Raw genomic sequence first — 15,285 nt, 5'->3', positions numbered from 1 at the left:
GCCCCCCGCTCCGCTGTCGAGCGCCGCCGCCTTGACCCCCGTCCAGGACACGCGGTGGGCACACGGCTCAGGGTTTGCGGGCCACACCCACCCAGAACGAGACGTCCGCGCTGCTGAGGGCGGGCACCTCACCGTCCGGCTTCCAGCGGTGCGGCTCCTCGACGCCCGGCGCGACGAGCTCAAGCCCCTCGAAGAACCGCTCGACCTCGGCCTTGGACCGCACCTGCGCGGGTATACCGCCCCCGCGATAGATCGCGGCGACCTTCTCCCAGGTCTCCGGGTCGAAGTCCGGGGTGCAGTGCGAGAGCACCAGATAGCTGCCCGAGGGCAGGGCCTCGACGAACTGCCGGACCAGTGCGTACGGCTGGTACTCGTCCGGGACGAAGTGGAACAGCGCGTTGAACGACAGCGCCAGCGGCTGGTTCAGATCGAGCGTCTCGTGCAGTTCGGGTGCTGTGAGGATCCGCTCGGGTTCGCGTACGTCGGCCTGGAGGTAGGCGGTGCGGCCCTCCGGCGTTCCGTGCAGCAGCGCCTGGGCGTACGCCAGCACGATCGGGTCGTTGTCCGCGTACACGATCCGGGCGTCCGGGGCGACGTCCTGCGCGACCTGGTGGAGATTGGGCTCGGTGGGGATCCCGGTGCCGATGTCGAGGAACTGCCGGATCCCGGCCTCTTTCGCGAGCCACCGCGTGGCACGGTGCATAAAGGACCGGTTGGTCCGGGCGCAGGTCTTGATCCCCGGATAGACCGCGATCACATGGGCCGCGGCCTGCTCGTCGACCTCGTAGTGGTCCTTGCCACCGAGGTAGTAGTCGTACATCCGCGCCGAATGCGGCTTGGTCGTGTCGATATTCATTGCGGTGTGTGCGCTCCTGCCCACTGTGATGGATCCGCGCTGCGGATGTCCTCGGTCATGCCGCCCTCCGTTCCGCGCCGTTCCCCTTCGGCGAGGTCAGATTCGGCTCCGGCCGCATCAGCAGGAAGTCCGCTGCACCGGCCTTGGCCCCCTGGATGAACGTTGCGATCTCATGATGGGTGTAGATCAGAGCGGGTCCGTCGGGATCGGTCGACTGGCGCAGCGCCACCCGTCCGTCCTTCAGCTTCAGCGCTTCGACGCAGGCGCCGCCGTTGGGGCCGCTCCAGGGCTTGCGCCAGCCTTCCGCCCCCAGCTGCTTGGCCGGCATGCCGTTGTACACGTTGTCGACGTGTTCCACTGTCAGAGCTCCTTGCGCATCTCACGGAGGAAGCCCTCCGTGCGCCGCGCCGATGTGGCCTGGGTGCCCATACGGTCAAGAGCCTCCAGGTAGGTGGCCACATCCGCGCGTTGGTCGAGATAGCCGGCGCCGGTCAGGGCCTCGGCGTAGACGATGTCCGGAAGTTCCGGGATCTGGAACCGGAAGAGCTGGAAGGGGCCGCCCATGCCCACGTGCGGGCCCGTGGCGAACGGCATCACCTGAAGGGTGACGTTGGGCATCCGGGTGGCCTCGATGAGCCGGTCGATCTGAGCCCGCATCACTTCCGGCCCCCCGATGCCGAGACGGAGCACCGTCTCGTCCATGACGGCCCACAGATGCGGGCCGTCCGGGCGGGTGAGCAGCTCCTGACGCTCCATCCGCAGGGCGACCCGGCGGTCGATCTCCCGCTCGCTGCCGTTCGGAAAGCCGATGCTCAACAGCGCGCGGGCGTAGGACTCGGTCTGGAGCAGACCGGGCACGAAGTGCGGCTCGTACGCGCGGATCCGGCTGGCCGCGCCCTCCAGGCTCACATAGAGGCTGAACCAGTCCGGCAGCACATCGCGGAACCGATGCCACCAGCCGGGTCTGTTGGCGTCCTCGGCGAGAGCGAGGAAGGCATCGATCTCCTCCTGCTCGGCCCCATAGGTCTGCAACAGCTTCTCGACATACGGGAGTTTCAGGCCGACCTCGGCCTTCTCCATCCTGCGGACCGTGGTCTGGTTGACGTGCAGCGCCCTGGCGGCTTCCTCATAGCTGACGTCGGCCTTCTCGCGAAGGTCCCGCAGCCGCATGCCGAGGACCATCTGCCCGACGGTCGGGGCAGACCGCGCTTCACCCACGTCGTACCTCCTCGGACGGTCATTGTCGAGAGTCAGTGTGCCATGTGCGTGATGGGTGGAACAGAGTGCTCTGGCTATTCTGCATTTTGCAGAACGCCTCTTGCCAACTGCTGCTTACAGCCGGAATAGTGGCGTAGCGTCCGGGCCAACAGGGTGGCCCAAAAGCGGACTTGTGCTCTTCTGAGCCCCCCACAGCGAGACGGAAGGCGAATGGCCGTGGCATTGCGTCAACGCCCGACGATGGCCCCCCTCGTGAGCGCCGCGTGCTATGACGCCGCCCTTCGTCAGGAGATCTTCCGGCTGCCCGCCCGTGGCGCCTCCGTCGCCGCCGCCCGTCTCCGGGTCCGCTCCCAACTGCCCGTCTGGGGCTTCCACGAGGACGTCTGTGACGCCGCCGAACTGGTGATGTCCGAGCTGTTCACCAACGCGCTGGTGCACACCGGAAGCGAACAGATCCTGTGCGTGCTGCGCGCCCATGAGCGCCGCTCGCTGTACGTCGAGGTCACCGACCAGGGCGGTGGCCCCCTCGGCCCCACCCCGCGGGACGCGGGTGTGGAGGACGAGAGCGGCCGCGGCCTCGCCCTGGTCCGCGCCCTCACCGACGCCTGGGGCGACCGCCCGGCCGCGGGCGGCGGCCGCGTCGTCTGGGCCCAACTGAGCGCCACCGCGATCTGACGCGCGCCGGCGTCACCTCCCTGTTGCCGGGCCCCGCATGGCCGCCCGCACCTTCCGCCCCGCGCAGCTGTCCGTCCGACCGTTGAGCACGCGGGGCGCGCCACGCGTCCCCGGTAGCTCCGCTGGTCGCGCCGACCCGGGCTCGGGGCTGCCGGGAGCGGCACCCGCGCGCCTTGGGCCCGTAAGACCCGGCAGCGGGCTTCGGAGCCCGTGCACGTGATCGTCGGTGTCTGCCCGTTGGGCGCGCGCATCCGCCCCGCCGGGCCCCGGCAGCCACGCCCCCTCGGCTGCCCCCATCCCACCCGTGCGGCGCGCAGCGCCGTACGGGTTAGCATCGGCGGGTGGTGCAGGCCGTTTCCCGCCGGGTGTTCGTGGCTCTTGCGGCGGTCGGGCTGGTCGGGTGCGAGGATGCCGGGCCGTCCGGCCGGGTCAGGCTGGCCACCGGGCCGCAGGGCGGGCCGTACAAGATCTTCGGCGGTCGGCTGGCGGACGAGGTGCACGCGGCGCATCCGCAGATCGACGTCCGGGTGCTCACCACCGCGGCGAGCGTGGAGAACCTCCGGATGCTCGGCGACGGGCGTGCTGACATGGCGCTCTCCCTCGCGGACAGCGCGGCCGACGCCGCCAAGGGCCGGGGCCCCTTCCGGCAGCCGGTGCCGGTCGCCGCGCTCGCCCGGCTGTACCTCAACTATCTGCATCTGGTGGTGCCCGCGGACTCGTCGATCCGGCGTCCCTCCGACCTCACCGGGCGGACCGTCTCCCTCGGCGCCGCCGAGTCCGGTACCTCGGTGACCGCGGCCCGGGTGCTCGAGACGGCCGGGGTGCGCACCGTCCGGACGGTATGGCTCGGGCTCGGCGAATCCGCCGACGCGCTCGCGGTGGCCGAGGTGGACGCGTTCTTCTGGTCCGGTGGCGCGCCGACCCGGACCATCGCCCAGCTCGCCAAGCGCCGACCCGTGCGGCTCATCCCGCTCGAGGGCCTGGTGGCGCCGCTCCGCCGCAGCCACGGGGCCGTCTACCAGAGCGCGTCCATCCCCGCCGGGATCTACGGGCTGCACGGCCCGACCGCCACCGTGGGCACGCCCAGCTATCTCGTCTGCCGCTCCGATTTCGCGACGGCCACGGCCCGCGCCGTCACCGCCGTGCTGTTCGAGCGGCGGGACCGGCTGCCGGTGCCGGACGCGCCCGGCAGCCGTCTCGACGAGCGGTACGCCATCGGCACCGGCACCGTTCCGCTGCACCGGGGCGCGGCGGCGTACTACCGCGAGGTCTACGGCTGAGGGCGGGGGCCCGGGAGCGGGCCGGGTGCGTCGTCGGGCAGCCGCAGCTCGACCACCAGCCCGTGCGGCTCCGCGGGCCGCAGCACCAGCGTGCAGCCCGCCGCGCGGGCCAGCTCGGCGGCGATCGCCAGCCCCAGACCGCTGCCGGGGATGTTTCCGTGGCCGGGGGAGCGCCAGAAGCGGCCGGACGCCGCCGCCAGGTGCTCCGGTGCGAGCCCGGGGCCGTCGTCGGCGATCCGGAGCGCCCCGGCGTTCAGGGAGACGGTCACGGTGCCGCCCGGCGGTACGAACTTCGCCGCGTTGTCCAGCGCGATGTCGGCGATCCGCCCGGCCGCCGTGGGCAGCGAGGTCTCCTCGCCCGCCGCGCCGCCGTCGATGTCCACCGCGAGCGTCAGCTCCCGCGCCGCGTACACCTCGCGCCAGGTGGTCAGCCGGGTGGCGAGCGCCGCGGGCGCGATCGGTTCGGGCGCCGTGGCGCCCGCTTCCACCCGGGCCAGCTCCAGCAGGTCCTCCAGCAGCTGGGCCAGCCGGTCGACCTCGGCGAGGGCCTCGCCGAACTCCTCGTCGCCGGTCTTCTTCAGATGCGGCTCCAGGTTCTCCAGCCGCAGCGACAGCACGGTCAGCGGGGTGCGCAGCTCGTGCGAGGCGTCCGCGACAAAGGCGCGCTGCCGCTCGAGGGCGGCCGAGACCGCGTCGGCCATGGCGTTGAACCGCAGCTCCAGCAGCCGCAGCTCGGCCGGGCCCCGCTCGACCGCCGCGATCCGGGCGTCCATCCGGCCCTCGGCGATCGCGCGGGTGGTGATATCCAGTTCGGTCACCGGATGGAGGATCCACCGGGCCAGCCGTCGCGCCGCGATCAGCGCGCAGAGCACCGCGACCACCGAGCCCGCCGCCACCGCGGCCCAGACCAGGGTGACGTCCCGCCGGGCCGCGTTCGTGGACGCCCGCATCACCACCACCCCGAAGACCTGGGCGTCCCGGCCGACCGGCTCGGCGACCACCGCCGAATCCGGGCCGAACGGGGTGATCAGCGGCAGGCTGCCCGTGGTGCGGCCGGACATCGCCCGTTCGGCCTGGCCGCGGTCCCAGGCGCCGCCGCCCGCGACTCGCGCGCCGTCCCGGTCGCGGATCTCCACGGCGGTGCCGTACAGCGCGTGGTAGCGGGACACCTCCTGGGCCAGCCCGGCGGTGTCGCCGTCGCGGATCGCCTGGTCGGCCAGTTCCGCGAAGCGGGTGGCGTCCGCTCGCCGCTCCAGCAGCAGCTTCCCGGTGCGGTGCGAGGAGTACGCCAGGGAGAACGGCACCGCGAGCGCCATCACCAGGCAGGCGATCAGGACGGTGTAGACGGTCAGGATCCGGAGGTGCATGTGCCGGTTCCCAGCCGGTAGCCGGTGCCGCGCAGCGTCTCCACCAGCCCCGGGCGGCCGGTCTTGGCGCGGATCCCGGCAATGTGCACATCAAGGGACCGGGACGCGGACAGCAGCAGATCGCCCCACACCTCGTCGAGGATCTCCTCGCGGCTGCGGACCACTCCGGGTTCACGGGCGAGCAGGGCCAGGACGTCGAACTCCCGGCGGGTGAGGGTGACGGGCCTGCCGTCCACCTCCAGCCGCCGGGTGGCCAGATCGATACGGACACCGTCCGCCGCCACCACCGGGCCCGCGGCGGTGAGTGGCCGGGTACCGCGTCGGATCACCGCCTCCATGCGGGCGATCAGCTCGGCGGTGCGGAACGGTTTGACCAGATAGTCGTCGGCCCCGCCGCGCAGCCCCCGCAGCACGTCCCGCTCCTCGGAGCGGGCGGTGACCACGATGACCGGGACGGCGGAGGCGCGGCGCAGCCTGCGCAGCGCCTCCAGTCCGTCCATATCGGGCAGTCCGAGGTCGAGCAGGACGAAGTCGGCTCCGTCCTTGAGTCGCAGTGCGTCATCCGCGCGTCCGGCGCGGACGACCTGGTGGCCCAGACGGGCCAGCGCGGCGGTCAGGGCGGCCGCCAGCCGGTTGTCGTCTTCGACCAGGAGAACGTGCATGGGCGTAAGGGTAAGCGCCGGGCCGGGGGGTCACACAGAGGTTGTCTGTGGCTTCCCGGAGGCGATCGTAGGGTCGTCGGTCCGGCCCCGGGTGAGCATGGTGTCCCGGGTTTCCCGCATGGTCAGGTAGACGATGAGCGAGACAGCGGCACAAGCCGAGACATACCAGTAGAAACCGGACTCCATCCCGCTCTGCTTGAACCACAGCGCCACATACTCCGCGGTGCCCCCGAACATCGCGTTGGCCAGCGCGTACGGCAGGGCCACGCCGAGGGCCCGGACATGGGTGGGGAAGAGCTCGGCCTTCACCACGGCGTTGATGGAGGTGTAGCCGGTGATGATGACCAGCGCCACCAGTGACAGCAGCAGCGCGCCGCCGAAGGTGTCGGTGTGCGACAGCGCGGTCATCAGCGGAACGGTGCCCACCATCGAACCGATCCCAAAACTGATCAGCAGTGGCCGTCGGCCGATCCGGTCCGAGAGCGCCCCGGCCACCGGCTGAAGCAGCATGAACAGAAACAGGGCACAGAAGCTCACCAGCGAGGCGGTGGACTTGCTCAGCCCGGCGGTGTTCGACAGGTACTTGGTGAGATAGGTCGTGTAGGTGTAGTACGCGACCGTGCCACCCATGGTCAGCGCGATGACCAGCGCGGCCTCCTTGCGGTGGCGCAGCAGCTCGCGGATGGTCCCGCGGTGCTCGCTGCTCCGGTGGGTGTCCTCCTCGGCGTACGCGTCGGTCTCCAGCAGATTGCGCCGCAGCCAGAAGACCACGGCCGCGGCCACGGCGCCGACGATGAACGGGATGCGCCAGCCCCAGGAGTTCAGCGCGTCCTCGGACATGGTGCGCTGGAGCACGATCTGGAGGCCGAGGCCGATCAGCTGTCCCATGGTCATCGACACGTACTGGAAGCTGGAGACGAAGCCCCGGCGGCCGGGCTGGGACGCCTCGGTCAGATACGTGGCGCTGGCCGCGTACTCACCGCCGACCGACAGCCCTTGCAGCAGCCGGGCCACCAGCAGCACCCCCGCGCCGAAGTAGCCGACCTGGTCGTAGGTGGGCGCGACAGCGATGAGCAGGGCGCTGGCCGACATCAGCGTCACGGTGAGGGTCAGCGCGGCCTTGCGTCCGCGCCGGTCGGCGAACCGGCCCAGCAGCCAGCCGCCGACGGGGCGCATGAAGAAGCCGACGGCGAAGATGCCGGCGGTGTTGAGGAGTTGGGCGGTCTCATTGCCTTGGGGGAAGAAGGCACCGGCGAAGTAGGTGGCGAAGCTGGCGTAGACGAACCAGTCGAACCACTCGACGAGATTTCCGATCGAACCGCCGATGACGGCACGCCAGGGTGTGCGGGCATGCTGCCGGGGAGCGCTGTCGGACATAGGGCCTCCTGGTGAGCGGTGTCCGGCGGGGCCCGGGGATGGGCGACGCCGCCGCTCGTAGCGTCGGCCGAGGCGGCCGCGGGGTACAGCTCCGGCACCGAGAGCTAACGTCCGGTTAACACTGGGGGCCGCCTCGCCGGAGGGTCCTGGGGCCCGTCTAGCCGCTGCTCCAGCGCTGCCTGGTGTCGGTGGTGAGCGGGGCGTAGGAGAGAAAACCGGCCGCCTTGTCGCTGGGGACGACGGCGTGGTCGGAGGCGAGCTGGGGGCGCAGCCGCCCCCGCTCGTCGAAGAAGAACAGCAGGTCGAGGGTGCGTTCGCAGGTCCGGAGGCCGATGCCCTTGGTGATCCGACCCCGGGTGTCCAGGCAGAAGCCGGGGTTGGCGCTGTTGCGCAGCAGCCCATCCGGGTCGAGCCGCCACTTCTGGGTGGCGGCGCCGGGGCGGCAGGCCCCGGTGATGACGTCGGCACCGTTGAAGAACGCTCCCTGGACATCCAGACACTGTCCCGTCGCCGCGTTGACCACGGTCGTGAAGGGGCCGGTCGGGGTGGGCGAGGGAGGTTCGGCCGTGGCGTCGGACGGGGGAGCCGTCGAGGGTGTCCGGCTGGGGCTCGGCGACGCGGATGCGGACGGGGAGGAGGCCGGGGCCGACGGGAACGGGGTGGCGGTCGCGGCGCCCCGGGCCCGCCCCGCGTCCCCGTTGCCCTGGGTGGCGGCGGCGATCCCGGTGATGGCCGCCACCATGACCACTGCGCTGGACAGGACCAGCGAGGCGGCGCGGGTGAACGGGGGCTGGAACACCCGCCGGGCCGGGGCGGACGGCGGGGCCGCGGACCGCGCCGGCTCCACGGTCCCGGTGGCCACCGGGACCAGGGCGGTGGTGGCGGAAGCCGGGGTGTCCGGGAGATAGCGCTCCGCGGCCCACCCGAGCAGAGCGGCGGCCACCAGCGGGCGGGGTCGCTTCTCCAGCTCGACCAGGCCCGAGAGCACGGCGGCACAGCCGGAACAGTCCGTGAGATGGTCGGGGAGCTCCGTGGTGTGCGGGGTGTCCGCGCGGCGGGCGGCCACCTCCAGGATCCGTCCGAAGCCCCGGCACTCCTCGTCGGCGTCGCGCTCCAGATAGCTGCGCAGACACAGCTCGCGGTAGGTCTCCCGGGCCCGGTCGGTCAGGCGTGGAAGGTCCGCGGGCCGCCGTCCGGTGTACCGGGCCACCGTGGTGTCGGATTCCCCCTCGACCAGGGTGTGCCACAGCAGGGTCCGGGTGGCGGGCGGGAGCGCGGCGAAACCACGCACCAGGGGGAAGCGGTCGGGCTCACTGCCGCTGCCTGCGTCGAGGTGGGCCGCGTACGCGGCATCGAGCCGGTCGCGGGAGCGGCTGGTGGCCCAGTCGGCGGCGGCCTCGTGGACCAGGGTCAGCATCCGGTGGCGCCATGGAGCGCCGGGTTCCTCGGTCTGGAAGATCTGGCGTAACGCCAACGTGAAGGCTCTCGCGGCCAGTTGCTCGGCCGACCACTCGTCACGGGCACAGAGGCGGGCGTAGTCCAGCACCCGGGGCAGATGGCGGCGGCGCAGCTCCTGCGCCGCCGGATGGGGTGAGGGCGCACCGGCCCGGATGAACTCGACGAGCCGGGCGTCGGACAACTCGGCGTAGGCAGGGGGGTGTTCGGATGAGGGCAAGGGGGATCACCGGATGCATCGATCACGGGCAGTGTGGGGGCGCCCTCATCGTGATCGATGGCCACGGTGATCAACAGTGTGTCTGCCGGTAACCTCACGAAATTGCGCGGAACGCAACACAACCGGACCAGACCAACCCCGTGCCGCCTCAGCCGTGCGGCTGGAGCATGGCCTGACCGCAGTCCGGTCGGCCCGCCGACCCGCCCTGCTCACCGGAGGACTGATGGGGGATCCGGTGCGTGAGGCGGAGCGGGACACCGGGAGTGCCGGGCGCCCCGACGGCCCCGATCGCCAGGGCCGGGTCGGCCGTCCCGACCGCTGTGGTGTCCTCGGCCGCCCCGACCGGTTCGGCGGTCCGTACGCCTTCGGTGGTCCCGTCCGTCTCCACCGTGTCCGTCAGCTCGGCTGCCACAGGCTCCCCGGTCACCTCGGACGTACCAACTGCCCCGGTCTGCCCGGCCCGTTCCGCTTCCGCCTCCGCGCCGTGCACCGTCAGCATCACCAGACCGGCGCTCGCGACGACCGCCGCCACCAGGGCCAGCAGGGTGCCCGGCGTACCGAACCGGAAGTGCTCGCCCAGTGCGGTGATGCCCACGGCCGTGGCGACCACCGGATTGACCACGGTCGCCGTCGCCAGCGGCGACGCCAGCCCGGCGCCACGGTAGGACGCCTGGGACAGCAGCACCCCGCCCGACGCCAGCAGACCGATCATGAGGAAGCTGGGCAGGGCGTCGCCCAGTGCGTCCCAATTCCACTCCATCGCAACGTTCTTGGTGAACACCGAGGAGATGCCGAAGGCCGTGCCCGCCGCCGTGGCCAGCAGCACACTGCGGACACCGGGCAGCCTGATCCACCGCGCGGTCCCGGCCAGCAGCGCGATGGCGCCGACCGTCACCACGGTCACGGTGATCCGCTCCTGGTCGGCCAGCGCCTGCGCCCGCGAGGGACCGGTCAGTGAGAGCAGCCCGGCCAGCCCGACGGTCGCCAGCACCGCGCCCCGCCAGCCCGCGGCCCCCACCCGGCGGCGTACGAACAGGGCCGCCATCGGCAACGCGAAGACGATGGTGAGGGCGCCCAGTGGCTGCACCACGCTCAACGGCCCGTAGGCCAGGGCGATCACATGGAGGACCGCACCCGTCCCGTTCAGGGTCACCGCGGCCCACCAACTCCCGCGCCGCAGGGGTGCGGAGGGGTAACGCGGCGTCGTGGCCGCGACATGCTCCTGGAGTATGGCTCCGGCGGCGTAGCACACCGCGGAGGCCAGGGCCAGCAGCACAGACAGCGCAAGGGAGGTCACGTCGTGGCCCCCTGGGCCGATCGGTCGTCGTCCATACCCTCCACCTTGGCGGGTGGAGTCCGCTCCGTCGTCGTCCTAGAGCACCGAATTCCATGTACTACTTGCGTAGTACGGACCGCCACCAGTGGGGGGCTTGCGCGGCCGCCGTGCGGGCCCTTTGGAGGAGTTCGTTCTGCGGTTCGGCGGGGCGGTAGACGGTGAGTGCCCCGGGCCGCTTGTCCAGGAGCAGCGCGTCGGCGGGGGCGGCGGTCACCTCGCCGTCGTAGGCGAGGGAGTTCACATCGTCCAGACCCGACAACCGCAGCGTGCGCATCCGGCTCGTGGAGTAGACGTGGGAGCGTCCCAGGGTGCCGGTGAGCGCGGCGATCAGCAGCCGGGTACGGGCCAGCCGTTGGTCCCCGTCGATCGCCCGGACGTCCAGCAGCCCGTCGTCGAGCTGATCGCGGTAGGCGGGCGCGAACCCGTCGGGGGAGTAGCCGCCGTTGCCGACGAACAGCACCCACAGCCGTCGCTTGTGCCCATTGACCTCGATCTCCATCGGCTCCGCGGTACGCAGTACCCGGGTGAGCGCGACGGCGGCGGCGGGCCATTTGCCCAGCCGGTCCTGGAGGCTCTCCCGGATCCGCACCAGCTCGGGGTAGAAGCCGATGCTGAAGGTGTTGACGAAGTGCTGGCTCTCGCCCTCGCCGGTGAGCGGTGTGGCGCGGGCGAGGTCCACGGCCACGGCGTCGCCCTCGGTCACCGCGTGCGCGGTGTCCTCGAACGCCGGTACCCCCACGTCCAGAGCGAAGTGGTCCAGGGTGCCGCCCGCGAACACCGCCAGGGGCAGTCCGCGCTCGGCGGCGAGCGTGGCCGCCGCGCTGACACTGCCGTCGCCACCGCAGATGCCCAGTGCCCCGGCCCGCTCGGCGGCCCGCCGCCCGGCCTGCTGGAGCAGTGTCAGGAAGTGGTCCTCGGGGCCGCACTCCAGGATCTCGGCGGCGGGCAGCAGCACCCGCAGCTGATCGGCCACGGAGAGCCCGCCCGCCGCGGAGGCCGCGCCCGCCCGCTGGTTGACCAGGAGGACCAGCCCCCCGCCCTTGGGCAGCGCGGGGGCGGAGACCCGGGGCCGGGCCTGCGCCGGGATCTCGGGGCGCGGCGGCCAGTAGCGGCAGGAGAACACGGCGGCGCCGACCCCGATCGCGAGACCCGCCAGCACATCGCTCGGGTAGTGCACGCCCACGTACACCCGGGAGGCGGCGACCGCGGCGGCCAGCGGGGCGACCAGCATGCCGTACCGGGAGGACTCGAGCGCCACTCCGGTGGCGAACGCGGCGGCCGAGGCCGAGTGGCCCGAGGGGAAGGAACTCGTCCACGGCTGCTTGCGCAGCCGCCGCACCAGGGGGACGCTGTCCAGCACCGGACGGCGCCGGTCCACGGTCCACTTGACCACCAGGTTCGAGGCCAGCGATGCCGCGGCGAGCGAGCCGACCCCGCGCAGCGCGGCCCGCCGCGCGGTGCGTCCGCCGACCGCCGCCAGCACACCGGCGGTACCGAACCACAGCCGTCCGTGGTCGGCCGCCCGGCTGAGCCGGGGCAGTGTGGGGTGCGCGCCACGCAGCCGTCCGGCCGCGACCCGGGCGAACAACCGGCGGTCGAGTTCGCTGATGTGTCTCATGCGTCATGGGTATCCCGGAACCGCCGTCGGCACGCGCGATCGGTCTCCGCGCGTGACCGGACCCACCGTCGGGCGGGCTGCCGGGTCCGGCCTACCGGGTCCGGCCGCTGACGATGAGATCGGCGCCGTGTCCGAAGCGGTCCTCGAAGTCGCCGAAGTGCGGAACGGCCGCGGCGAGCGCGGGATAGCGCTCGGCGGTGGCCGCGCTCCGCAGCCGCTCCGGGCTTCCGGTGCGGCCGGCGGCCTGTTCCTCCTGGACCAGACCGAGGGTGAAGTACACCAGCGCCCAGGTCCGCCACGCCGCCTCCGCCGGACTGTGGCCCCCGGCCAGGAACGCGCCCGTCAGCGCGTCGGCGAAGCGGAGGGTGTTGTCCTCGGCCACATCGGTACCGGCCACCACCCGCGCCCCGTCCCGGCGGGCGAGCAGCGCCGCGCGATAGCGGTCGGCCAGGGTGCGGGCCCGCTCCTCCCAGGGCTCCGGAAGCGGGTCGTCCGCACAGCCGTGGAGCATCACGTCGGCCATCAGCTCCAGCAGCCGCGGCTTGCTGGAGGCGTGCCAGTACACGGTGTTGAGCTGGACGCCCAGCCGCTCGGCCACCTTGCGCATCGTGAGCTTGTCCAGCCCTGTCTCGTCCAGCAGCTCCAGCGCCGCCGTCACCACGGCCGTGCGGTCCAGGCCCATGTGCCCCGTCTCCCTCCACTTGCTTCTTGATCCGGGATCAAGTCTACTGAGGAGGCGCTGTTGATCCAGGATCAAGAGCGGTTCTGGCGCACCGGCGTATCAGCCCTGCGATGAGAAGTGACAACAGAACCGAAGGAGACGCTGTGGTGGATCATGTTGTGGTGGTCGGGGCCGGGCCGACCGGACTGCTGCTCGCCACCGAACTACGGCTCGCGGGGGTGCCCGTCACCGTCGTCGAGCGCGCGGCCGAGCGCAGCCCGCACTCCAAGGCGCTCACGCTCCATCCGCGCACGCTGGAAGTGTTCGCCCTGCGCGGGATCGCCGAGCGGTTCACCGCCGAGGGCGCCCCGCTCCCCGTCGCCCACTACGCGGGGCTGCCCACCCGGCTGGACCTCTCCGTGCTCGACACCCGCTTCCCCTACACCCTGATCCTTCCTCAGCTGCGGACCGAACAGCTGCTGGAGGAGCGGCTGCGGGAGCTGGGCGGAGAGGTCAGGTGGAGCCACCGGGTGCTCGCGGTGCGCCAGTACGCTGACGGCGCCGGCGCCGAGGTGGAGGTGGCGGGCCCGGACGGGACCGGCACCCTGCGGGCGGCCTGGGTGGTGGGCTGCGACGGCGCCGGGAGCACGGTGCGATCCTCGGCGGGCATCGACTTCCCCGGCACCCCGACCACCCTCACCGGCTTCCTCGGCGACGTCCTGCTCGACGCGCCGCCGCCGGCGGAGGGCGCGCCCTCGTACGACAACGCCCACGGCGGCATCATGGTCGTCCCGCTGGCGGCCGGATACCACCGCATCGTCGGTTCCACCCGGGGAACCTCCGCCGCTCCCTCCTCGCAGCCCTTCACCCTCGAAGAGTTGCGCACCGCCGTGCGCGAGGTGGCGGGCACCGACTTCGGGATGCATACGCCCCGGTGGCTGTCGCGCTTCGGCAACGCGGCGCGGCAGGCCGCCCGTTACCGCGAAGGGCGGGTGCTGCTCGCCGGGGACGCGGCGCATATGCATATGCCGTTCGGCGGGCAGGGGCTCAACGTGGGTGTCCAGGACGCCTTCAACCTGGGATGGAAACTGGCCTCCGTATGCCATGGCCGCGCCCCCGCCGCGCTGTTGGACACCTACCACGACGAACGGCACCCGGTCGGCGCCGCCCTGCTGGAGAACACCCGGGCCCAGACGGTCATCGGCACCGCCCACACCGCGGACACCCCGGCGCTGCGCAGTGTCCTCAGCGGGATCCTGGCCGACCACCCCGACGTCAACCGGCGGCTGGCCGGGCAGATCTCCGCGCTGGACGTCGCCTATCCCGACCCGGGCGGTGCGTTGCTGGTCGGCGAGCGCGCGCCCGATGTGGGGCTGGACGGGGCGCCCGAGCCGGGTCTGTATCCGCTGCTGGCCGACGGGAGGTTCGTCCTGCTCCACCTCATGGGCACCGCGGCCGGAGCGGACAGCATCGCCACGGCCGCCGCGCTCGCCGGGGGTGAGGACCGGATCCGGACCGTGGCCGCACGCCCGACCACCGTCCACCGGGGCTGGGACGGACTGGCTACCGTCCTGGTGCGGCCGGACGGGCATATCGCCTGGGCGCACCACGCGGTGGACGGCGGCGCGGACGGACCGGAGTGGGCCACAAGGCGCCGCCGCCCGGTGGCCGGGAACGGCGACGGCGGTGCCGCGCCGCTGCCCGGGGCGGCCTGACCTGGCCGGTCCGGCGTGCGTTCGCCCGGCCGTGGCACCGGCGTGCGGTGCCCGGCCGGGCGGTGTAGCGTCCGCCGCACCCGCAGCCGCGGGGGTGGTGCGGTGCGCGGAACGATGTTGTCGATCTTCGCGGCCGGAGCGCGGGGTCGGGCCGCGCGCACGCTCCGCCGAGGGGCCGGCCGGTCGCTGTTGCCCCGGGTCCCCGCCCGGGGGCCCATCACCCGTTCGGCGGTCCGGTGTCCGGTCCCCTGGCATCCAGCTCAGCACGATTGGCATCCCGCGGCCACCGGACGTACGGCCCCTGAGGGGTGGTGTCCATTCCGTGTCCACTCTGTGGAAATCGACGCGCGGAGCGTTCCCTTGCTGGTTAACCTGGCGACAGATCCGGTTCAGCCGACACAGGGAGTGTGCGGTGACCCCCGAACAGACACAGAGCGACGAGTCGCACGCAGGCGATGACGGGCGGTGCGCAGAGCCCTCGGAAGTGGGCAGTTTGGAGGTGTGGGCACGCTCCGCGCCGATCCGCCTCGCCGGTTACGAGGACGACCTGGCCGAGCCGCACATCCTCCAGAGCGTGGATTGAGAGCGCCGCGGTCAATCGCTTCAATGTCGAACATTTCGGACGGCCATCATTCAGCCGAATTCGGCACGGTCGAAGAGGGTGGCTCCATCGAGCCACCCGGCCGAAGGAAGAGCTCACCCTAGTGGTGTAGACCAATGGCGCCACAGGTCACCACAGGGTGTCTGATCCTCACAGGTCTCTCACATCTATGAAGTCGGATCTCGGATGATGTGTCCCAGGACATCGATAATCGGCCACGGTCGGTCCGTCCCACGGCGGGTCA

Annotated in this window: 14 protein-coding genes; 4 read left to right on the top strand and 10 right to left on the bottom strand. The window is 72.2% G+C overall.

The window, feature by feature from the left end; genetic code table 11:
- Positions 1-67: 67 nt before the first annotated feature.
- The 3 genes from JK363_RS19165 to JK363_RS19155 are packed head-to-tail and all read right to left on the bottom strand — an operon-like array spanning position 68 to position 2,074.
- Positions 68-856 (bottom strand): SAM-dependent methyltransferase, encoded by a 789-nt coding sequence (locus JK363_RS19165; RefSeq protein ID WP_201876151.1) that lies wholly within the window; start codon positions 854-856, stop codon positions 68-70.
- Positions 857-911: 55 nt separating this feature from the next.
- Positions 912-1,184 carry a DUF397 domain-containing protein gene (locus JK363_RS19160; RefSeq protein WP_201876327.1) on the bottom strand — a complete coding sequence of 91 codons (273 nt, stop codon included), beginning with the start codon at positions 1,182-1,184 and terminating at the stop codon, positions 912-914.
- A 32-nt stretch (positions 1,185-1,216) separates the two neighbouring features.
- Positions 1,217-2,074 (bottom strand): Sco1979 family transcriptional regulator, encoded by an 858-nt coding sequence (locus JK363_RS19155; RefSeq protein ID WP_201876150.1) that lies wholly within the window; start codon positions 2,072-2,074, stop codon positions 1,217-1,219.
- A gap of 240 nt (positions 2,075-2,314) precedes the next feature.
- Between JK363_RS19155 and JK363_RS19150 the strand changes: the two genes are divergently transcribed.
- Both JK363_RS19150 and JK363_RS19145 read left to right on the top strand, forming a co-directional pair.
- The gene (locus JK363_RS19150) at positions 2,315-2,749 is read left to right on the top strand and encodes an ATP-binding protein (RefSeq protein ID WP_236075935.1); all 435 of its coding nucleotides are present in this window, start codon (positions 2,315-2,317) and stop codon (positions 2,747-2,749) included.
- Between the two features lie 341 nt (positions 2,750-3,090).
- A complete protein-coding gene (locus JK363_RS19145) occupies positions 3,091-4,029 on the top strand; it encodes a TAXI family TRAP transporter solute-binding subunit (RefSeq protein ID WP_307821786.1) in 939 nt (312 codons plus the stop codon).
- Here the strand turns inward: JK363_RS19145 and JK363_RS19140 are convergent.
- The 7 genes from JK363_RS19140 to JK363_RS19110 all read right to left on the bottom strand — a co-directional run bounded on the left by JK363_RS19140 (position 4,020) and on the right by JK363_RS19110 (position 12,746).
- A complete protein-coding gene (locus JK363_RS19140; protein ID WP_201876148.1) occupies positions 4,020-5,396 on the bottom strand; it encodes a sensor histidine kinase in 1,377 nt (458 codons plus the stop codon). The two genes, JK363_RS19145 and JK363_RS19140, sit on opposite strands and share 10 nt — an antisense overlap.
- Positions 5,378-6,058: a response regulator transcription factor gene (locus JK363_RS19135; RefSeq protein ID WP_201876147.1), complete on the bottom strand. Its 681-nt coding sequence runs from the start codon at positions 6,056-6,058 to the stop codon at positions 5,378-5,380. Before JK363_RS19135 ends, JK363_RS19140 begins: the two co-directional genes overlap by 19 nt.
- 30 nt (positions 6,059-6,088) lie before the next feature.
- A complete protein-coding gene (locus JK363_RS19130) occupies positions 6,089-7,435 on the bottom strand; it encodes an MFS transporter (protein ID WP_201876146.1) in 1,347 nt (448 codons plus the stop codon).
- Between the two features lie 157 nt (positions 7,436-7,592).
- Positions 7,593-9,110: a ricin-type beta-trefoil lectin domain protein gene (locus JK363_RS19125; protein WP_201876145.1), complete on the bottom strand. Its 1,518-nt coding sequence runs from the start codon at positions 9,108-9,110 to the stop codon at positions 7,593-7,595.
- A 148-nt stretch (positions 9,111-9,258) separates the two neighbouring features.
- Entirely contained in the window at positions 9,259-10,407 is a 1,149-nt protein-coding gene (locus tag JK363_RS19120) for a DMT family transporter (protein ID WP_201876144.1), read from the bottom strand.
- A 97-nt stretch (positions 10,408-10,504) separates the two neighbouring features.
- Entirely contained in the window at positions 10,505-12,064 is a 1,560-nt protein-coding gene (locus JK363_RS19115) for a bifunctional phosphatase PAP2/diacylglycerol kinase family protein (protein ID WP_201876143.1), read from the bottom strand.
- Positions 12,065-12,155: 91 nt separating this feature from the next.
- Complete coding sequence (locus JK363_RS19110) at positions 12,156-12,746, bottom strand: TetR/AcrR family transcriptional regulator C-terminal domain-containing protein (protein ID WP_201876142.1); 591 nt, start codon at positions 12,744-12,746, stop codon at positions 12,156-12,158.
- 143 nt (positions 12,747-12,889) lie between these two features.
- On the opposite strand from JK363_RS19110, the gene JK363_RS19105 reads away from it, so the two are divergent.
- Complete coding sequence (locus JK363_RS19105) at positions 12,890-14,440, top strand: FAD-dependent monooxygenase (RefSeq protein WP_307821785.1); 1,551 nt, start codon at positions 12,890-12,892, stop codon at positions 14,438-14,440.
- A 412-nt stretch (positions 14,441-14,852) separates the two neighbouring features.
- Entirely contained in the window at positions 14,853-15,023 is a 171-nt protein-coding gene (locus JK363_RS19100) for a hypothetical protein (protein WP_201876140.1), read from the top strand.
- Positions 15,024-15,285 lie beyond the last annotated feature (262 nt).

It is taken from the genome of Streptomyces coffeae (assembly GCF_016741875.1).
In the GTDB taxonomy this organism is placed as follows: Bacteria; Actinomycetota; Actinomycetes; order Streptomycetales; family Streptomycetaceae; genus Streptomyces; species Streptomyces coffeae.
Note: the sequence above shows the minus strand (reverse complement) of the source record. Positions and strands in the feature narration are given on the sequence as shown.

What these genes read in the sequence shown, in the direction of transcription:
- JK363_RS19135 (WP_201876147.1), bottom strand. Translation starts at nt 6,058, where the DNA reads ATGCACGTTCTCCTGGTCGAAGACGACAACCGGCTGGCGGCCGCCCTG.
- JK363_RS19110 (WP_201876142.1), bottom strand. Translation starts at nt 12,746, where the DNA reads ATGGGCCTGGACCGCACGGCCGTGGTGACGGCGGCGCTGGAGCTGCTG.
- JK363_RS19165 (WP_201876151.1), bottom strand. Translation starts at nt 856, where the DNA reads ATGAATATCGACACGACCAAGCCGCATTCGGCGCGGATGTACGACTAC.
- JK363_RS19130 (WP_201876146.1), bottom strand. Translation starts at nt 7,435, where the DNA reads ATGTCCGACAGCGCTCCCCGGCAGCATGCCCGCACACCCTGGCGTGCC.
- JK363_RS19140 (WP_201876148.1), bottom strand. Translation starts at nt 5,396, where the DNA reads ATGCACCTCCGGATCCTGACCGTCTACACCGTCCTGATCGCCTGCCTG.
- JK363_RS19115 (WP_201876143.1), bottom strand. Translation starts at nt 12,064, where the DNA reads ATGAGACACATCAGCGAACTCGACCGCCGGTTGTTCGCCCGGGTCGCG.
- JK363_RS19160 (WP_201876327.1), bottom strand. Translation starts at nt 1,184, where the DNA reads ATGCCGGCCAAGCAGCTGGGGGCGGAAGGCTGGCGCAAGCCCTGGAGC.
- JK363_RS19150 (WP_236075935.1), top strand. Translation starts at nt 2,315, where the DNA reads ATGGCCCCCCTCGTGAGCGCCGCGTGCTATGACGCCGCCCTTCGTCAG.